At 42.0% G+C, this 17,781-nt stretch carries 31 protein-coding genes and 1 pseudogene; all 32 read left to right on the forward strand.

Features of this window, described 5'->3' with window-relative positions; genetic code table 11:
- Nucleotides 1-8 precede the first annotated feature (8 nt).
- The 32 genes and pseudogenes from rpsQ (at nt 9) to MHH68_RS00935 (ending at nt 17,777) form a co-directional block, all read left to right on the forward strand.
- A complete protein-coding gene (rpsQ, locus tag MHH68_RS00780; protein ID WP_012008705.1) occupies nt 9-272 on the forward strand; it encodes a 30S ribosomal protein S17 in 264 nt (87 codons plus the stop codon).
- A 39-nt stretch (nt 273-311) separates the two neighbouring features.
- On the forward strand, nt 312-680 hold the full coding sequence (rplN, locus tag MHH68_RS00785; RefSeq protein ID WP_003216882.1) for a 50S ribosomal protein L14: 369 nt from the start codon (nt 312-314) through the stop codon (nt 678-680).
- A 35-nt stretch (nt 681-715) separates the two neighbouring features.
- Entirely contained in the window at nt 716-1,027 is a 312-nt protein-coding gene (gene rplX, locus MHH68_RS00790; protein ID WP_003217151.1) for a 50S ribosomal protein L24, read from the forward strand.
- Between the two features lie 25 nt (nt 1,028-1,052).
- Entirely contained in the window at nt 1,053-1,592 is a 540-nt protein-coding gene (gene rplE, locus MHH68_RS00795; RefSeq protein WP_003217159.1) for a 50S ribosomal protein L5, read from the forward strand.
- A gap of 22 nt (nt 1,593-1,614) precedes the next feature.
- Nucleotides 1,615-1,800 (forward strand): 30S ribosomal protein S14, encoded by a 186-nt coding sequence (gene rpsN / locus MHH68_RS00800; RefSeq protein ID WP_008356542.1) that lies wholly within the window; start codon nt 1,615-1,617, stop codon nt 1,798-1,800.
- Between the two features lie 31 nt (nt 1,801-1,831).
- Nucleotides 1,832-2,230, forward strand: coding sequence for a 30S ribosomal protein S8 (gene rpsH, locus MHH68_RS00805; RefSeq protein ID WP_003217040.1), 399 nt, complete (start codon nt 1,832-1,834; stop codon nt 2,228-2,230).
- Between the two features lie 31 nt (nt 2,231-2,261).
- On the forward strand, nt 2,262-2,798 hold the full coding sequence (gene rplF, locus MHH68_RS00810; RefSeq protein WP_058015807.1) for a 50S ribosomal protein L6: 537 nt from the start codon (nt 2,262-2,264) through the stop codon (nt 2,796-2,798).
- A 32-nt stretch (nt 2,799-2,830) separates the two neighbouring features.
- The gene (gene rplR, locus MHH68_RS00815; RefSeq protein ID WP_003216951.1) at nt 2,831-3,193 is read left to right on the forward strand and encodes a 50S ribosomal protein L18; all 363 of its coding nucleotides are present in this window, start codon (nt 2,831-2,833) and stop codon (nt 3,191-3,193) included.
- A gap of 24 nt (nt 3,194-3,217) precedes the next feature.
- Nucleotides 3,218-3,718: a 30S ribosomal protein S5 gene (gene rpsE, locus MHH68_RS00820; protein ID WP_003217179.1), complete on the forward strand. Its 501-nt coding sequence runs from the start codon at nt 3,218-3,220 to the stop codon at nt 3,716-3,718.
- 13 nt (nt 3,719-3,731) lie between these two features.
- Nucleotides 3,732-3,914, forward strand: coding sequence for a 50S ribosomal protein L30 (rpmD, locus tag MHH68_RS00825; RefSeq protein ID WP_003217067.1), 183 nt, complete (start codon nt 3,732-3,734; stop codon nt 3,912-3,914).
- Nucleotides 3,915-3,944: 30 nt separating this feature from the next.
- Nucleotides 3,945-4,385 carry a 50S ribosomal protein L15 gene (gene rplO / locus MHH68_RS00830; RefSeq protein WP_339164704.1) on the forward strand — a complete coding sequence of 147 codons (441 nt, stop codon included), beginning with the start codon at nt 3,945-3,947 and terminating at the stop codon, nt 4,383-4,385.
- Between the two features lies 1 nt (nt 4,386).
- Nucleotides 4,387-5,679, forward strand: coding sequence for a preprotein translocase subunit SecY (gene secY / locus MHH68_RS00835; RefSeq protein WP_012008710.1), 1,293 nt, complete (start codon nt 4,387-4,389; stop codon nt 5,677-5,679).
- 55 nt (nt 5,680-5,734) lie between these two features.
- Nucleotides 5,735-6,388, forward strand: a complete 654-nt coding sequence (locus MHH68_RS00840) for an adenylate kinase (RefSeq protein ID WP_012008711.1) — start codon at nt 5,735-5,737, stop codon at nt 6,386-6,388.
- Nucleotides 6,385-7,131 carry a type I methionyl aminopeptidase gene (gene map / locus MHH68_RS00845; protein ID WP_003217210.1) on the forward strand — a complete coding sequence of 249 codons (747 nt, stop codon included), beginning with the start codon at nt 6,385-6,387 and terminating at the stop codon, nt 7,129-7,131. The genes MHH68_RS00840 and map overlap by 4 nt, the downstream gene beginning before the upstream one ends.
- Nucleotides 7,132-7,158: 27 nt before the next feature.
- Nucleotides 7,159-7,465 (forward strand): annotated as a pseudogene (locus MHH68_RS00850) (RNA-binding protein).
- Nucleotides 7,443-7,661: a translation initiation factor IF-1 gene (gene infA, locus MHH68_RS00855; RefSeq protein WP_003217190.1), complete on the forward strand. Its 219-nt coding sequence runs from the start codon at nt 7,443-7,445 to the stop codon at nt 7,659-7,661. The pseudogene MHH68_RS00850 and the gene infA overlap by 23 nt, the downstream one beginning before the upstream one ends.
- 31 nt (nt 7,662-7,692) lie before the next feature.
- The gene (rpmJ, locus tag MHH68_RS00860; protein ID WP_003156543.1) at nt 7,693-7,806 is read left to right on the forward strand and encodes a 50S ribosomal protein L36; all 114 of its coding nucleotides are present in this window, start codon (nt 7,693-7,695) and stop codon (nt 7,804-7,806) included.
- Between the two features lie 21 nt (nt 7,807-7,827).
- Nucleotides 7,828-8,193 (forward strand): 30S ribosomal protein S13, encoded by a 366-nt coding sequence (gene rpsM, locus MHH68_RS00865; RefSeq protein WP_003217023.1) that lies wholly within the window; start codon nt 7,828-7,830, stop codon nt 8,191-8,193.
- Between the two features lie 20 nt (nt 8,194-8,213).
- Nucleotides 8,214-8,609, forward strand: coding sequence for a 30S ribosomal protein S11 (gene rpsK / locus MHH68_RS00870; protein ID WP_003217231.1), 396 nt, complete (start codon nt 8,214-8,216; stop codon nt 8,607-8,609).
- 175 nt (nt 8,610-8,784) lie between these two features.
- Entirely contained in the window at nt 8,785-9,729 is a 945-nt protein-coding gene (locus MHH68_RS00875) for a DNA-directed RNA polymerase subunit alpha (protein ID WP_003217009.1), read from the forward strand.
- Between the two features lie 76 nt (nt 9,730-9,805).
- Entirely contained in the window at nt 9,806-10,168 is a 363-nt protein-coding gene (rplQ, locus tag MHH68_RS00880) for a 50S ribosomal protein L17 (protein ID WP_003216944.1), read from the forward strand.
- A gap of 124 nt (nt 10,169-10,292) precedes the next feature.
- The gene (locus MHH68_RS00885) at nt 10,293-11,135 is read left to right on the forward strand and encodes an energy-coupling factor ABC transporter ATP-binding protein (protein WP_008356549.1); all 843 of its coding nucleotides are present in this window, start codon (nt 10,293-10,295) and stop codon (nt 11,133-11,135) included.
- Nucleotides 11,111-11,980 (forward strand): energy-coupling factor ABC transporter ATP-binding protein, encoded by an 870-nt coding sequence (locus MHH68_RS00890; protein WP_044139648.1) that lies wholly within the window; start codon nt 11,111-11,113, stop codon nt 11,978-11,980. The genes MHH68_RS00885 and MHH68_RS00890 overlap by 25 nt, the downstream gene beginning before the upstream one ends.
- A complete protein-coding gene (locus tag MHH68_RS00895) occupies nt 11,977-12,774 on the forward strand; it encodes an energy-coupling factor transporter transmembrane protein EcfT (RefSeq protein WP_058015810.1) in 798 nt (265 codons plus the stop codon). The genes MHH68_RS00890 and MHH68_RS00895 overlap by 4 nt, the downstream gene beginning before the upstream one ends.
- Nucleotides 12,775-12,785: 11 nt before the next feature.
- Nucleotides 12,786-13,529, forward strand: a complete 744-nt coding sequence (truA, locus tag MHH68_RS00900; protein WP_268498230.1) for a tRNA pseudouridine(38-40) synthase TruA — start codon at nt 12,786-12,788, stop codon at nt 13,527-13,529.
- Between the two features lie 166 nt (nt 13,530-13,695).
- On the forward strand, nt 13,696-14,133 hold the full coding sequence (gene rplM / locus MHH68_RS00905) for a 50S ribosomal protein L13 (protein ID WP_003217042.1): 438 nt from the start codon (nt 13,696-13,698) through the stop codon (nt 14,131-14,133).
- A 20-nt stretch (nt 14,134-14,153) separates the two neighbouring features.
- The gene (gene rpsI / locus MHH68_RS00910) at nt 14,154-14,546 is read left to right on the forward strand and encodes a 30S ribosomal protein S9 (protein WP_003217273.1); all 393 of its coding nucleotides are present in this window, start codon (nt 14,154-14,156) and stop codon (nt 14,544-14,546) included.
- A gap of 189 nt (nt 14,547-14,735) precedes the next feature.
- Nucleotides 14,736-15,251: a GNAT family protein gene (locus tag MHH68_RS00915; RefSeq protein WP_061406523.1), complete on the forward strand. Its 516-nt coding sequence runs from the start codon at nt 14,736-14,738 to the stop codon at nt 15,249-15,251.
- 97 nt (nt 15,252-15,348) lie between these two features.
- Nucleotides 15,349-16,095, forward strand: coding sequence for an amidohydrolase family protein (locus MHH68_RS00920; RefSeq protein ID WP_061406525.1), 747 nt, complete (start codon nt 15,349-15,351; stop codon nt 16,093-16,095).
- 20 nt (nt 16,096-16,115) lie between these two features.
- A complete protein-coding gene (locus MHH68_RS00925; RefSeq protein WP_339164708.1) occupies nt 16,116-16,589 on the forward strand; it encodes a GNAT family N-acetyltransferase in 474 nt (157 codons plus the stop codon).
- A 108-nt stretch (nt 16,590-16,697) separates the two neighbouring features.
- Nucleotides 16,698-17,126 (forward strand): serine hydrolase, encoded by a 429-nt coding sequence (locus tag MHH68_RS00930; RefSeq protein ID WP_339164710.1) that lies wholly within the window; start codon nt 16,698-16,700, stop codon nt 17,124-17,126.
- A 48-nt stretch (nt 17,127-17,174) separates the two neighbouring features.
- Nucleotides 17,175-17,777, forward strand: coding sequence for a hypothetical protein (locus MHH68_RS00935; RefSeq protein ID WP_339164712.1), 603 nt, complete (start codon nt 17,175-17,177; stop codon nt 17,775-17,777).
- Nucleotides 17,778-17,781 lie beyond the last annotated feature (4 nt).

Consider the following 17,781-nt stretch of genomic DNA (forward strand, 5'->3'; position numbering starts at 1 on the left):
CCGCAAACATGAGCGAACGTAACCAACGTAAAGTGTATCAAGGTCGTGTTGTTTCTGACAAAATGGATAAAACCATCACTGTTGTAGTTGAAACATACAAAAAGCATTCACTTTATGGCAAACGTGTAAGATACTCTAAAAAGTTAAAAGCACATGATGAAAACAACCAAGCAAAAATCGGAGACATCGTAAAGGTGATGGAAACTCGTCCTTTATCTGCGACTAAACGCTTTCGTCTAGTTGAAGTTGTCGAAGAAGCCGTTATTATCTAATAAAGTTCGGATTTCTTTTTCCGAAAGGAGGTAACATTAATGATTCAACAGGAGACTCGTTTAAAAGTAGCTGACAACTCTGGCGCACGCGAAGTACTAACGATTAAAGTTCTTGGTGGCTCTGGACGTAAGACGGCTAACATCGGTGATGTCATTGTTTGTACGGTTAAACAAGCAACACCAGGAGGCGTTGTCAAAAAAGGTGAAGTTGTGAAAGCAGTTATCGTTCGTACAAAGAGCGGAGCTCGCAGAAACGATGGATCTTACATCAGCTTTGATGAAAATGCATGTGTCATTATCCGTGACGACAAGAGCCCACGTGGAACTCGTATCTTCGGACCAGTAGCACGTGAACTTCGTGAAAACAACTATATGAAAATTGTTTCTCTAGCACCAGAAGTACTTTAATGAATACAATCCGCGACTCAAGGAGGTGCGATTAAATGCATGTTAAAAAGGGCGATAAAGTAGTGGTTATCTCTGGTAAAGATAAAGGTAAACAAGGAGTCATCCTTGCTGCTTTCCCTAAGAATGACCGTGTTTTAGTAGAAGGTATTAACCTTGTGAAAAAACACTCTAAACCAACCCAAGCTAACCCTCAGGGCGGAATTTCTGAACAAGAAGCGCCGATCCACGTATCAAACGTTATGCCGCTTGATCCTAAAACGGGTGAAGTGACACGTGTTGGGTATAAAGTTGAGGACGGAAAGAAAGTCCGTGTAGCGAAAAAATCTGGGCAAGTTCTAGATAAATAGTAAATAAGGAAGGGAGGTCTTTCTCATGAACCGCCTTAAAGAAAAGTATGTAAAAGAAATTACACCTGCATTAGTTTCTAAGTTTGAATACAAATCAGTAATGCAGGTGCCAAAAATCGAAAAAATCGTGATCAACATGGGTGTTGGTGACGCCGTTCAAAACGCTAAAGCAATCGATACTGCTGTTGAAGAATTAACGTTTATCGCTGGTCAAAAACCTGTCGTTACTCGTGCGAAGAAGTCTATTGCTGGATTCCGTCTACGTGAAGGAATGCCAATCGGTGCGAAAGTAACACTTCGCGGAGAGCGCATGTACGATTTCCTTGATAAACTTATTTCTGTATCTTTACCACGTGTACGTGACTTCCGCGGGATTTCTAAGAAATCTTTCGACGGTCGTGGAAACTACACGCTTGGTATTAAAGAACAGTTAATCTTCCCAGAAATTGATTACGATAAAGTAACAAAAGTCCGCGGTATGGATATCGTTATCGTTACGACTGCCAATACGGACGAAGAAGCACGTGAGTTATTAACTCAAGTAGGTATGCCGTTCCAGAAATAATCAATGAAAGGGAGGCGAAATCGTGGCTAAAAAGTCTATGATTGCGAAACAACAACGCAAACAAAAGTTTAAAGTTCAAGAGTATACGCGCTGCGAACGTTGTGGACGTCCACATTCAGTAATTCGCAAGTTTAAACTTTGCCGTATTTGTTTCCGCGAACTTGCATATAAAGGACAAATTCCTGGCGTTAAAAAAGCCAGCTGGTAATCCCCATAAATGGGAAGGAGGTTATTAAATAATGGTTATGACAGATCCGATTGCAGATTTGCTGACTCGTATTCGCAATGCGAACATGGTACGTCATGAGAAGCTAGAAGTACCGGCTTCAAAAATCAAAAGAGAAATTGCTGAAATCTTAAAGCGTGAAGGTTTTATCCGTGACGTTGAATATGTTGAAGACAGCAAACAAGGAATTATCCGTATGTTCCTTAAATATGGCCAAAACAACGAACGTGTTATCACTGGTCTAAAAAGAATCAGTAAACCTGGTTTACGTGTATATGCGAAATCAAATGAAGTACCACGTGTACTTAACGGACTTGGAATCGCAATTATTTCTACATCACAAGGTGTTTTATCGGACAAAGAAGCCCGTGCTAAACAAGCTGGTGGAGAAGTACTTGCTTACGTATGGTAAAAAAAGTTTAAGATGAATGGAGGTGCTTGGTATGTCTCGTATAGGTAAAAAACTAATCGAGATCCCTTCAGGAGTTACTGTGACAAACAACGATAACACAGTGACAGTAAAGGGACCAAAAGGTGAACTAACTCGTACATTTCACCCTGATATGGAAATTAAAATTGAGGACAGCGTCTTAACTGTAAGCCGTCCGTCTGATCATAAAGAACACCGTGCTTTACATGGTACAACACGTAGCTTAATTGCAAACATGGTTGAAGGTGTATCTAAAGGTTTCGAAAGAGGTTTAGAACTTATCGGTGTCGGTTACCGTGCAGCTAAATCTGGAAACAAACTTGTTCTTAACGTTGGATACTCTCATCCAGTTGAAATCGTTCCTGAGGCTGGAGTTGAAGTCGAAGTTCCATCTCAAACGAAAGTAGTCGTTAAAGGTATCGATAAAGAGCGTGTGGGAGCTCTAGCTTCTAACATCCGCGCTGTCCGTTCTCCAGAGCCTTACAAAGGTAAAGGAATTCGTTACGAAGGTGAATTCGTTCGCCGTAAAGAAGGAAAAACTGGTAAGTAAGATCGCTTAATGTGAAGAAAGGAGTGACTCGGATGATTACGAAAACTAGCAAAAACGCTACTCGTCTTAAAAGACACGCTCGTGTTCGTGCGAAACTTTCAGGTACTGCTGAAAGACCTCGCCTTAACGTTTTCCGTTCTAACAAGAACATCTACGCTCAAGTAATTGATGATGTTAACGGTGTAACACTTGTAAGTGCTTCTACTCTTGATAAAGAGTTAAAGATCGAGAATAGTTCTGACGCTGCAGCTGCTACTAAAGTTGGCGAACTTGTTGCAAAACGTGCTGTTGAAAAAGGAATTTCTAACGTGGTATTTGACCGCGGAGGATACTTATATCATGGACGTGTAAAAGCTCTAGCTGAAGCTGCTCGTGAGGCTGGACTTAAATTTTAATAAAAGAAGGAGGGACACATCCGAATGAGTCGTATTGACCAAAGCAAATTAGAGTTAGAAGAACGCTTAGTTACGGTTAACCGCGTAGCGAAAGTTGTTAAAGGTGGACGTCGTTTCCGTTTTGCAGCTTTAGTTGTTGTCGGTGACAAAAACGGTCATGTAGGTTTCGGTACTGGTAAAGCACAAGAAGTACCAGAAGCGATCCGCAAAGCTGTTGAAGATGCGAAAAAGAATTTAATTGAAGTACCAATGGTTGGAACTACAATTCCACATGAAATCATCGGTCGATTCGGTGCAGGAAACGTTCTATTGAAGCCTGCTTCAGAAGGTACAGGAGTTATCGCTGGAGGCCCAGTGCGTGCGGTTCTTGAGCTTGCTGGTCTAGCTGATATCCTTTCTAAATCTCTAGGTTCTAATACACCGATCAACATGATCCGCGCAACACTTCAGGGTTTAAGTGAACTTAAACGTGCTGAAGATGTTGCGAAGCTTCGTGGAAAATCTGTAGAAGACCTGTTAGGATAAGGAGGGAACAATAATGGCAAATAAATTAGAAATTACCCTCAAACGCAGTGTAATCGGTCGCCCAGAAGATCAGCGTGTCACTGTTCGAACTCTTGGTCTAAAGAAAACAAACCAAACAGTCGTACATGAAGACAATGCAGCGATCCGCGGCATGATTAACAAGGTGTCTCATTTAGTTTCTGTTAAAGAACAATAAAACATTTTTAATCGATAAGGAGGTGCCCAAATGAAACTTCATGAATTGAAGCCTTCAGAAGGTTCACGTAAAGAACGCAACCGTGTTGGTCGTGGTATAGGATCAGGTAACGGTAAAACTTCTGGTAAAGGTCATAAAGGTCAAAACGCTCGTTCTGGCGGCGGTGTACGCCCTGGATTCGAAGGTGGTCAGATGCCTTTATTCCAACGTCTTCCAAAACGTGGTTTTACAAACATCAACCGTAAAGATTACGCGGTAATCAACTTAGACAGATTAAACAGTTTTGACGAAGGAACGGAAGTAACTCCTGAACTTCTTCTAGAGACTGGTGCAATAAGCAAGTTAAAAGCAGGAGTAAAAATTCTTGGCAACGGTAAATTAGATAAAAAATTAACTGTAAAAGCCAATAAATTCTCTGCTTCTGCTAAAGAAGCGATTGAAGCTGCTGGCGGTACAGCCGAGGTGATCTAACTTGTTTAAGACAATCTCCAATTTTATGCGCGTGAAAGATATACGGAATAAGATTATATTCACTCTTTTAATGTTAATCGTCTTTCGTATAGGTGCTTTCATCCCTGTGCCTAATGTGAACGCCGAAGTTCTCCAGGCACAGGATCAAATGAGTGTTTTCGGGATCCTCAACACGTTTGGGGGCGGGGCACTTTTCCAATTCTCCATTCTTGCAATGGGGATTATGCCGTATATCACTGCTTCGATCATCATTCAGCTCTTGCAGATGGATGTTGTTCCGAAGTTCACTGAGTGGTCAAAGCAAGGAGAGGTTGGCCGCCGAAAATTAGCACAATTCACAAGGTATTTTACAATTGTTCTAGGTTTTATCCAGGCGTTAGGAATGTCATATGGATTCAATAATATGGCAGGAGGCATGCTGATTGAAAACCCAGGTGTTTCAACGTACCTCTTAATTGCGGTCGTACTCACTGCGGGAACAGCATTTTTAATGTGGCTGGGAGAGCAGATTACTGCTCACGGCGTTGGTAACGGTATTTCGATTATTATCTTTGCCGGTATCATCGCAGGTATCCCTCAAACATTAAAACAAGTGTACGCTCAGCAGTTTGTAGGTGGAGATGGACAGCTGTTCATGCAAATCCTGAAAATTGCCCTTATTGTCATTGCTATCCTTGTCATTGTTATCGGTGTTATTTACATTCAAATGGCAGTGAGAAAGATTGCGATTCAATATTCAAAAGGAACTGGCCGTGCACAAATGTCTGCTAGTCAAGCAACGCATCTTCCATTGAAAGTGAATCCAGCAGGGGTGATTCCAGTCATCTTTGCCGTTTCATTCATTATTACTCCGCAGACGGTCGCATCGTTCTTCGGAACCAATAATGTGACAACTTGGATAACCAACAACTTTGACTATACTAAGCCAATCGGTATGACGATTTATGTAGCACTGATTGTTGCTTTCACATATTTTTATGCCTTTGTCCAAGTGAATCCTGAACAAATGGCTGAAAATCTGCAAAAGCAGGGTGGCTATATCCCGGGAGTTCGTCCAGGGAAAATGACTCAAGATAGAATTACGAGCATTTTGTACCGACTCACGTTTGTGGGCGCCATTTTCTTAGCCGTGATTTCAATACTTCCTATCTTTTTCATTCAATTCGCTGGATTACCTTCCGCTGCACAAATTGGCGGCACAAGTCTTCTCATTGTTGTAGGTGTTGCACTTGAAACAATGAAACAGCTTGAAAGCCAATTAGTGAAACGAAACTACCGTGGATTTATGAAATAAAACAGAGGGCTGGGCTCCTGCCCAACCTCTCTAAGTAAGGAAGGGGAAATCCGAAATGAACTTAGTCTTAATGGGGCTTCCGGGTGCTGGTAAAGGCACTCAGGCAGAACGAATTGTTGATGATTATGGGATCCCTCATATCTCAACAGGAGATATGTTCCGCGCTGCTATGAAAGAGGAGACACAACTTGGGCTCGAAGCAAAATCCTTTATCGATAAAGGAGAGCTTGTTCCTGATGAGGTCACAATCGGTATTGTTAGAGAAAGACTTGGCAAAAATGATTGTGAGCAAGGTTTTCTTCTGGACGGATTTCCGCGAACAGTCGCTCAGGCTGAAGCTTTAGAAGACATTCTAAAGGACCTTGGCAGAACGATTGATTATGTCATTAATATTAAAGTCGATAAAGATGCTTTGATGGAGCGTCTGACTGGCCGAAGAATTTGCAAAAATTGCGGAGCAACATATCATTTAGTATTCAATCCACCTGCGAAAGAAAATGTTTGCGATAAGTGTGGAGGCGAGCTTTATCAACGTGCAGATGATAATGCAGAAACCGTTTCGACTAGACTTGAAGTAAACTTAAAGCAGACTGAACCTTTACTGAACTTCTATTCAGAAAAAGGATATCTTGCAAACATTGACGGTGCAAAACACATTAACGATGTATATGCAGATATCAAGGACCTGCTTGGGGGATTAAATAAATGATTATCTGTAAAACTCCTCGCGAGCTTGAGATTATGAGAGAAGCTGGACGCATTGTCGCACTGACTCATGAAGAGCTGAAGAAACATATAAAACCAGGTATTTCGACAAAAGAATTGGATCAAATTGCCGAACGTTTTATTACAAAGCAGGGTGCAATCCCATCTTTTAAAGGGTATAATGGTTTTCGCGGGAGCATTTGCGTTTCGGTGAATGAAGAACTCGTTCACGGTATTCCTGGTAAACGGGTTTTACGTGATGGTGACATCATTAGTATCGATATTGGCGCGAAGTTAAATGGCTATCATGGTGACTCTGCTTGGACTTATCCAGTTGGGGTAATCAGCGATGAAGACCGCAAACTACTGGAAGTCACAGAGGAATCTCTATATAAAGGCTTACAGGAAGCAAAGCCAGGCGAACGTCTGTCAAACATTTCCCATGCCATACAAACGTATGTAGAAAACGAGAATTTCTCAGTTGTTAGAGAATATGTTGGACATGGGGTCGGACAGGATCTTCATGAGGACCCTCAAATTCCTCATTATGGTCCGCCCAACAAAGGCCCGCGGCTAAAACCTGGAATGGTGTTGGCCATCGAACCGATGGTGAACGCAGGCAGCCGATATGTGAAAACATTGGCTGATAACTGGACGGTTGTAACGGTTGATGGGAAAAAGTGTGCTCACTTTGAGCATACGATTGCGATTACAGATACAGGTTTTGATATACTGACTAAGATTTAGGTCTTCACTGAAGCCTTTCAGGCCCAAATCGGGCAGGTTGTCTGTATAGTCCAAAGGAAAGAACAAGATCAGTATACAGGTGTCATCGGCATGTTCGGTGGCTGCCATGTACTAATCGCAGACGGAGAAAAGCGTAAATTTCATTCTCCTAAGAAAAAATATCAATCATATAACCTTTATGGTTGCGTATCTCCGGAAGTTCAGAACAGTATATTCAAAACAGGTCGGGTGATAGATGGACAATTGAGATGAACTCATTTGGACATTTGTCAGAGAGCAAGTTACTGATTTGAAGAAGGGAGAACACTTGAATGGCGAAAGACGATGTAATTGAAGTGGAAGGTACTGTAGCAGAAACTTTGCCAAATGCAATGTTCAAAGTTGAACTAGAGAATGGTCATACAGTTTTGGCTCATGTATCAGGAAAAATCCGTATGCACTTCATTCGCATTTTACCTGGAGACAAAGTTACGGTAGAATTATCTCCATATGACTTAACTCGTGGTAGAATTACGTACCGTTACAAATAAAGCAACTCCGGAAGAAGGAGGTTGGAAACACATGAAAGTGAGACCATCTGTTAAACCTATCTGTGAAAAATGTAAGGTTATTCGCAGAAAAGGAAAAGTAATGGTGATCTGTGAAAACCCAAAACATAAACAAAAACAAGGCTAATAACAAGGAGGTGCCCAAATCATGGCTCGTATTGCTGGTGTAGATATTCCACGTGATAAACGTGTTGTCATTTCTTTAACATATGTTTTTGGAATTGGTCGTACGACTGCGCAACAAGTCCTTAAAGAAGCAGGTGTTTCTGAAGACACTCGCGTTCGCGATCTAACTGAAGACGAACTTGGTAAAATCCGTGATATCATTGACAAACTTAAAGTAGAAGGTGACCTTCGTCGTGAAGTTTCACTTAACATTAAGCGTCTAATTGAAATCGGAAGCTACCGCGGAATCCGTCATCGTAGAGGACTTCCTGTTCGTGGACAAAACACAAAAAACAACGCGCGTACTCGTAAAGGTCCGCGTCGTACTGTAGCTAACAAGAAAAAATAAGTAAAGGAGGTAGTTAAAGAATGGCTGCTGCTCGTAAACAAAATACGCGTAAACGTCGCGTGAAAAAGAATATTGAAGCTGGAATCGCTCATATCCGTTCCACTTTCAACAACACGATTGTAACGATTACTGATGTTCATGGAAACGCAATTTCTTGGTCAAGTGCTGGTGCATTAGGATTCAGAGGTTCTCGTAAATCTACTCCTTTCGCTGCACAAATGGCTGCTGAAACTGCTGCTAAAGGTTCTATCGAACATGGTCTTAAAACACTTGAAGTAACTGTTAAAGGTCCTGGTTCTGGTCGTGAAGCTGCAATTCGTGCACTTCAAGCTGCAGGTCTTGAAGTTACTGCAATCAGAGACGTAACTCCAGTTCCTCATAACGGATGCCGTCCACCAAAACGTCGCCGCGTGTAATTTGTTTGTATAGATTTTGTGTCCCTGTCAATAATGGGTTATGATACAGTTATTTATGAGACGAATACACGACTCGTTGCCTGAGCACATACGGGACTAAACAATGAGGAATTTCGGATGGAATCTCATATGATTCTATTCGAGGTTTCGACGTTTTGAAGGAGGGTTTTATTAGATGATCGAAATTGAAAAACCAAAAATCGAAACGGTTGAAATCAGCGACGATGCCAAGTATGGCAAGTTTGTCGTAGAGCCACTTGAGCGTGGATATGGTACCACTTTAGGGAACTCCCTTCGTCGTATCCTTTTATCCTCACTTCCTGGTGCAGCTGTAACATCGATCCAGATAGATGGTGTCTTACACGAATTCTCAACGATCGAAGGCGTGGTTGAAGATGTTACAACGATTATCTTAAACATTAAAAAGCTTGCACTCAAAATCTACTCTGAAGAAGAGAAGACGCTTGAAATTGATGTACAAGATGAAGGTACTGTAACAGCTGCTGATATTACACACGACAGCGATATTGAAATCTTAAATCCAGATCTCCACATCGCAACTCTTGGCAAGAATGCGAGCTTCCGTGTTCGCTTAACTGCACAAAGAGGTCGCGGGTATAATCCTGCTGATGCAAACAAAAGAGACGATCAGCCAATCGGTGTGATTCCGATCGACTCAATCTATACACCTGTATCTCGTGTGACTTATCAAGTGGAGAACACCCGTGTTGGGCAAATCACAAACTATGATAAATTAACACTAGATGTATGGACTGATGGAAGCACAGGACCGAAAGAAGCGATCGCTCTAGGTTCTAAGATTTTAACTGAACACCTGAATATTTTCGTTGGGTTAACTGACGAAGCTCAGCATGCTGAAATTATGGTTGAGAAAGAAGAAGACCAAAAAGAAAAAGTGCTTGAAATGACAATTGAAGAGCTTGATCTTTCTGTTCGTTCTTACAACTGTTTGAAGCGTGCGGGTATTAATACTGTTCAAGAGCTTGCTAACAAGACAGAAGAGGATATGATGAAAGTTCGTAACCTTGGACGTAAATCTCTTGAAGAAGTGAAAGCGAAACTAGAAGAACTTGGACTGGGTCTTCGTAAAGACGATTGACTAGTTTCATTGTGAACTAGGATTTTCGTGTGTTTTTTATTCATACAGCATTCTCTAACTAAGGAGGGGACATCACATGGCATACAGAAAGCTAGGACGCACTAGTGCACAACGTAAAGCAATGCTTCGTGACCTAACGACTGATTTGATCATCAACGAACGCATCGAAACAACTGAAACACGTGCGAAAGAACTTCGCTCTGTAGTTGAAAAAATGATCACTCTTGGCAAACGCGGAGATCTTCATGCTCGCCGTCAAGCTGCAGCTTACATTCGTAATGAAGTAGCTAACGCTGAAACAAACCAAGATGCACTTCAAAAATTATTCGCTGACGTTGCAACTCGCTACGAAGATCGCCAAGGTGGATACACTCGTATCATGAAGCTTGGACCTCGTCGCGGCGATGGCGCACCAATGGCTGTCATTGAATTAGTTTAATCACATAGCGTGTATCTAAGAAAGGGCGGGACAGTTCATAACTGGATCTATGCCCTTTTTTAGATACTACGGCTTTTTAGCAAGAAGCAAAGAAGAGGTTGAGCTGAGAGGAGGTCCGGTAGAGATGGGGAAGACATTAATTGACGTAAAGGACATTGTATTTCGTTATCACAAGGATGCGGACAAGCCCGCTTTAGATCAAGTGTCATTGCATGTGAATCAAAATGAATGGCTCGCCATTGTTGGTCATAACGGTTCAGGTAAATCCACACTTGCCCGTGTACTGAATGGGCTCATTTTACCGGATGCTGGAACGGTCAAGGTTGGAGAGATTGAGCTGAAAGAAGAGAGTGTCTGGGATATCCGCAAAAAGGTCGGAATGGTCTTTCAAAACCCAGATAACCAATTCGTTGGCTCAACGGTTCGTGATGATGTGGCTTTTGGTTTAGAAAATAACGGGGTTGAGCGGGAATTGATGATAGAACGTGTAGATTGGGCTGTCAAACAGGTCAATATGCAGGAGTTTCTTGATCAAGAGCCGCACCATCTATCAGGCGGGCAAAAGCAGAGAGTCGCCATTGCAGGCGTACTTGCCGCAAGCCCTGACATCATGATCTTGGATGAAGCAACATCGATGCTTGATCCGATTGGCCGTGAAGAAGTGTTAGAGACTGTTAGACTACTGAAGGAACAAGGAACGGTCACAGTCATTTCCATCACACATGATTTAGACGAGGCCGCCAAGGCAGACCGGGTCATTGTCATGAATGGCGGGAAAAAATTTGCCGAGGGAACCCCAGAGGAAGTTTTTGAATTAGACGAACAGCTAGTTCAAATTGGACTTGATCTGCCATTCTCCTATCGGTTGAGCAAACAATTGAAGCAGCAAGGTGTACCGCTTGCAAATGCCCATTTGACACAAGAAGGATTGGTGAAAGAGCTATGGACATTACGATCAAAGAATTAGAGCATCGTTATCAAATGAAAACGCCGTTTGAGCGTCTCGCTTTGTATGATGTCAATGCTTCCATCCAAGAGGGCAGCTATGTTGCTGTCATTGGTCATACAGGCTCTGGCAAGTCCACGTTGCTGCAGCATTTAAATGGCTTGCTCAAACCAACGAAGGGGAGCATTGCGCTTGGGGATACCGTCTTACAAGCCAATAAAAAGCAGAAGGATTTAAAGTCCCTCAGGAAAAAAGTAGGCATCGTGTTTCAGTTTCCTGAGCATCAGCTCTTTGAAGAAACGATCCTTAAGGATATCTGCTTTGGACCAATGAATTTCGGTGTTCCTCAGGAAAAGGCAGAAGCAAAGGCGAAGGAAATGCTGAAGCTGGTTGGTCTTCCTGAATCCTTATTATCTCGATCTCCCTTTGAACTAAGCGGCGGTCAAATGAGACGTGTGGCGATTGCAGGTGTTCTAGCGATGGAACCGGAAGTGCTTGTGCTGGATGAGCCGACTGCAGGGTTAGATCCACGCGGACGTAAGGAAATCATGGACATGTTCTATGAGCTTCATCAAAAGGCAAACCTCACCACGATTCTGGTTACACACAGTATGGAGGATGCTGCTCATTATGCGGATCAAATGATTGTGATGCATAAAGGAACGGTGAAGGCGACAGGTACGCCGAGAGAATTGTTTGCCAATCGTACAGACATGTCTTCGTTTGGTCTCGACCTCCCAGAAACGATTAAATTCCAGCAGACTGTAGAAGAAAAGCTGGGTATTACGTTTCCAAGGCCGCTTCTGACCATGGATGAAATGGCAGAAGCCTTAACAGCTCTTTATCAGGAGGACACGACATCATGATGGATAGTATGATTATCGGCAAATATGTGCCAGGTACATCCTTTGTCCATCGTCTTGATCCAAGGACAAAGCTGTTATCAATTTTCTTTTTTGTCTTTATTGTCTTTTTTGCTAATAATTACATCACTTACGGGCTTTTAGGTGTCTTTACCCTCCTTGTGGTGATGGTTTCTCAGGTGCCGCTATACTTTATTCTAAAGGGAATGAAGCCGATCCTATGGATTGTCCTGTTTACTTTTATTCTGCATATTTTTATGACTAAGGATGGCGCTTTGCTATTTCACTTTGGTTTTTTAAATATTTATGAAGAAGGTCTAAAGCAGGGGATTTTCATTTCTCTCCGTTTTGTCTATCTCATCATGATGACGACACTTCTGACGTTAACCACAACGCCTATAGAAGTGACAGACGGTATGGAAAAGCTGCTTCACCCATTCCGTAAAATCAAACTGCCTGTTCATGAACTTGCTCTCATGATGTCCATCTCTCTTCGGTTTATTCCAACTTTACTAGAAGAGACGGACAAAATCATGAAGGCACAAATGGCAAGAGGTGTTGATTTTACAAGCGGACCTCTTAAAGATCGCATGAAAGCCATCGTTCCTTTACTTGTTCCACTTTTCGTCAGTGCGTTTAAGCGTGCAGAGGAACTGGCGACCGCTATGGAAGCGAGAGGCTACCGCGGAGGAGAGGGGCGGACGAAATACCGTCAGCTTGTCTGGGGTATGAAAGACACGTTCACACTGCTCTTATTCATCCTGTTAACAGCACTCCTTGTGCTTCTGAGAAATTAGGTGATTCCTAGATGAAGGTCAAATGTACCGTATCCTACGATGGGACACATTTTAAAGGCTATCAGGTGCAGCCTGGGCAGCGAACTGTACAGACGGAGATCGAGTCGGCTCTTGCAAGAATGCATAAACAGGATGAACTGATTCCGATTGTGGCTTCTGGCCGGACGGACAGCGGTGTCCATGCGAAGGGGCAGGTCATCCATTTCGACACGCCGCTCTCGATCCCGATGGAAAGATGGCCTTTTGCCCTCAATAGTCTCCTGCCGGATGACATCAGGGTTCTAAAGGCTGAGGAAGTGGATGAATCGTTTCATGCACGTTTTAGTGTCGTTTCGAAGGAGTATCGTTATAAGGTCTCAACGGAAACGCACCAAAATGTGTTCACGAGACAGTATGCCTGCCACTTTCCTTACCGGCTGGATGCAGACAAAATGAGAGAAGCTGCTGGGCACCTCATTGGCACACACGATTTCACAAGCTTTTGTGCGGCCAATACAGAGGTTCAGGACAAGGTGAGGGAGATTTACACCCTTGAGTGGAAAAACGTCTCAGACGGGCTTGAAATGCGTGTGAGAGGAAATGGCTTTTTATACAACATGGTGCGAATTATCGCTGGAACGTTACTTGAAATCGGATCTGGTAAATTCCACCCTGATGAGATAAAAGCCATGCTTGCCGCCCGAAATCGCGAAGCGGCAGGCAAGACTGCGCCTAGTCACGGACTGTATTTATGGGAAGTTATCTATGACAACTAAACCAGGTGTAACATGTTCTTGACACAGGAAGCAGAAAGTTATAAGATATCATATGGTATGTATTTCAACCCCACAAATAAGCCCCGGAAGACTTATCTTGTGTTTTGAAATAGAACGTAGCATTTGATTCAAGGAAAATTCATTGATTTATTTAGGAGGGAAACTCATGCGTACAACACCAATGGCGAACGCAAGCACAATTGAGCGCAAATGGCTAGTTGTTGATGCGGCAGGCAAGACTCTAGGTCGTCTTTCTACTGAAGTAGCATCACTTTTGCGCGGTAAGCACAAACCAACTTATACACCACACGTTGATACAGGTGATCATGTCATCATCATCAATGCTGAGAAAATCGAACTAACAGGTAAGAAATTGACGGACAAAATTTACTACCGTCACACAATGCACCCAGGTGGTTTGAAACAAAGAACTGCTCTTGAGATGCGTACAAACTACCCTGAAAAAATGTTGGAGCTTGCTATCAAAGGTATGCTTCCAAAGGGTCCATTAGGCCGTCAAATGTTCAAAAAATTAAATGTGTACCGTGGTTCTGAGCATCCACATCAAGCACAACAACCTGAAGTTTACGAACTTCGCGGTTAATTATAAGGGAGGTTAACAATTTGGCACAGGTTCAATATTACGGTACAGGTCGTCGTAAAAGTTCTGTAGCGCGCGTTCGCTTAGTTCCAGGTGAAGGCCGTATCGTCGTTAATAATCGTGAAATTACTGAATACATTCCATTCGCTGCTTTAATCGAAGACGTGAAACAACCTTTGAACATCACAGAAACAGCTAACAGCTACGATGTTCTTGTAACTGTTCACGGTGGTGGATTCTCTGGTCAAGCTGGAGCAATTCGTCACGGTATCTCTCGTGCTCTTCTAGAAGTAGATCCTGAGTACCGTACATCACTTAAACGTGCTGGACTTCTTACTCGTGACCCTCGTATGAAAGAGCGTAAGAAATACGGTCTTAAAGGCGCACGTAGAGCTCCTCAGTTCTCAAAACGTTAATCAATTTTATATTGTATGGACGTTTTACAAAGGTTTGTTACAGACAAACCTTATAAAAAAAGCATCAGCTTCGTGCTGGTGCTTTTTTTTGTGCTTTTTATGTGATAGATCATGACTGGTCTCTTCCTCTTGAATACGTATAAAATATGAGTATAGAAGTTTTCTGTTAAAAAAGATGGAGGTTGTCCTATGAATCTAACGACAGAAAGATGTCTCATTCGACCATTTACGGATGATGATTGGCAGGATGTCTATGCCTATACATCTGATCCGGTCGTGATGAAGTATATTCCGGAAGATGTATTTTCTAAAGGAGATGCGAAGAGTTTTGTCAAAAATAATCGTCATGAAGATGCTAAGTATGTTGCTGTCCTTTTAAAAGAAGATCATACATGTATCGGGCATATCGCATTTCATCCTTACTTTGGTGATCACACATATGAAATTGGCTGGGTCTTCAATCCTGCATATCAAAACAAAGGCTATGCATCTGAAGCGGCTTATGCTGTACTACATCATGGCTTTCACACAATGAATTTACATCGGATTATTGCCACTTGTCAGCCTGAAAATGTGCCATCGTGGAGAGTGATGGAGAAATTGGGGATGAGAAGAGAAGGATATTTTAAAAAATGTATACCACAAGGAAATGAGTGGTGGGATGAGTTTTACTATGCCATCTTACGGGAGGAATGGGAAACTTGATAAGTTTTCTTGATATGAAGTAATTCGTCATTCCAAATATCCCTTGGCTTTCGCTATTGATATAATCAGATCAAATAAGCAGAAGAGGGGCGCGCGCATGAGGATCTTTGATGCACATTTTCATATCATTGATTTTGATTTTCCCATTCAAGAAAACCAAGGGTATACACCGCCTAGTTATGTGGTGAATGATTATAGGAGAGAGACGGCTGATCTGGGGATTGTAGGTGGAGCCATTGTCTCAGGGTCATTTCAAGGCTTTGATCAAGGCTATTTGTTGAAGGCGCTGGATGAACTGGGTCCAGCCTTTTGCGGTGTGACTCAATTACCTTTTACGGCAACTGATGATGAGATTGTTCATTTGGATCAACATGGGGTGAAGGCTTTACGTTTTAATGTGAAGCGGGGCGGTTCGGAGGATATTTCGAAGCTCGATTATTTTGCGAGAAGGGTGTATGAGCTGGCGGGATGGCATAGTGAGCTCTACATAGATGCTAAGCATCTCCCTGACATCTCATCTACGCTTGAACAGCTGCCAGCCGTTTCGATTGATCATTTAGGCTTGTCGGAAGAAGGTTTGCCGCATTTGCTCAAGCTGGTTGATAAAGGGGTTCGGGTAAAAGCAACTGGTTTTGGACGAGTCGATTTAAACGTTGAACATGCATTGACGTCCATTTATCAAACGAATCCTGATGCACTGATGTTTGGTACAGACCTTCCATCCACTAGAGCAAAGCGTCCATTTGAATACGGTGATGTTGAGTTGATTCAACAGCTCTTTGATGAAAAGGCAGCTGATCACATCTTATATAAGAACGCACATCAATGGTATTTTGGTCAATAATTTCATAGGAGGTGTGTTCAATGGGGTTCAGTCAACTGACGTTCAGAGAAGCCAAGCTGGATGATCTCGACAAAATCGTCTTCATGCTCGCGGATGATATGTTAGGTCAAAAAAGAGAGCATTACACGCAACCATTATTAGAAAACTATATTGAAGCCTTTCATTCAATAGATGCTGATCCCAATATTGAACTCATTGTTGCGTGTGATCAGGAAGAAGCAGTCGGTGTTCTTCAATTGAACATGACGCCATTTCTTACACATCAAGGAGGATGGAGAGCTTCAATAGAAGGAGTTCGTACGGCCTCGACTCATAGAGGAAAAGGAATTGGCACGATGTTGATAAAAAAGGCTATTCAACATGCAAGCGACCGCGGCTGTCATATGATTCAGCTAACAACAGACAAACAGAGATCAGATGCACGCCGTTTTTACGAAAAGTTGGGCTTTGAAGCTACGCATGATGGGATGAAGCTGCAAATTCATCGTCAATAAACACACAAAGAAGCAAAGGTATTCATAATCCTTTGCTTTTTTGTGCCTTTATTTCAAATATTTGTTATGTTAAATATATAAAACCTCTGTTATTTGGAAAGGAGAAACATGTTACTCAAAGTTGGTCTAGTTGTCATAGTTGCAGTCATACTTTACGTGGTGGTTCAAATCTGGCTGTATAAAAGAGATATGAATAAAACAAAGGAAGATCTTTTGACATTTGTCACGAAAAACAAAAAGGACGTATCAGCGACAATGATTGAAAATGAAGATGTGGTATTAGATCGGAATGGTGATCAAAAAACACCATTTGCAAGTACGGTGAAATTAATGGTTTTGCTTCATTTTGTTAAAACTGTCTCTAGCGGTGACATCAAGCTAGATGAAAAAGTGGCATTGTCTGATATAGAGAAGTTTTTTATTGATAGAACAGATGGTGGTGCACACACGTACTGGCTTGAGGTCAATGATTTTTCTGAGCATGCAACTTTACTAGATGTTGCCAAAGGGATGATGCAATTCAGTTCGAATGCTTGAACGGATTATTTGATTGACTTGCTCGATTTAGAAAGGATCAATGATCAGATGAAACAAGCAGGTCTTACAGAACATGATGAACTCATGCCGCTGACGCCAATGCTTTTGTGGTCCGCTTATGTATCTGATCGTCGGCGAGATGCATACAAGAAAATGAGCGGTGTATCCGAAGAACAATACAAATCTCTAATGAATGAGATTTTTAATATCATGAAAAATGACCCAAAGCATAAAAAGGCGTTAGAAGAAAAAATGAAAAAAAAGAACTTATTAAGCTGGCGTATACAATCATTACTGACGCAAAAGATGACAAAGTCTACAACCAATGAATATACACATTTTATGAAACGTCTTCATGACGAGCTGTTAACAACAGAAGAAAAGAGTCTTTTTAGTCAAATCGTACTGGGAGAAACATTGAAAAAGGAAACAGATCAATATTTTTGGTATAAAGGCGGAGCAACGTTGTTTGTTTTTACAGGTGCTTTATATCGAAAAACAGATACATCATCAATATCCATTTCTTTTTTTATCAATGATCCGAAAGCGAATCATTCTCACTGGGTTGGAGAAGTATTCAATGAATTTATACTGACTGCAGCAGTGGATCAAAACTTTCGACAACGATTGATTCAAGCTTTTACTAAATAATCAA

The organism is Bacillus sp. FSL K6-2841, from assembly GCF_037976435.1.
GTDB lineage: Bacteria > Bacillota > Bacilli > Bacillales > Bacillaceae > Bacillus > Bacillus pumilus.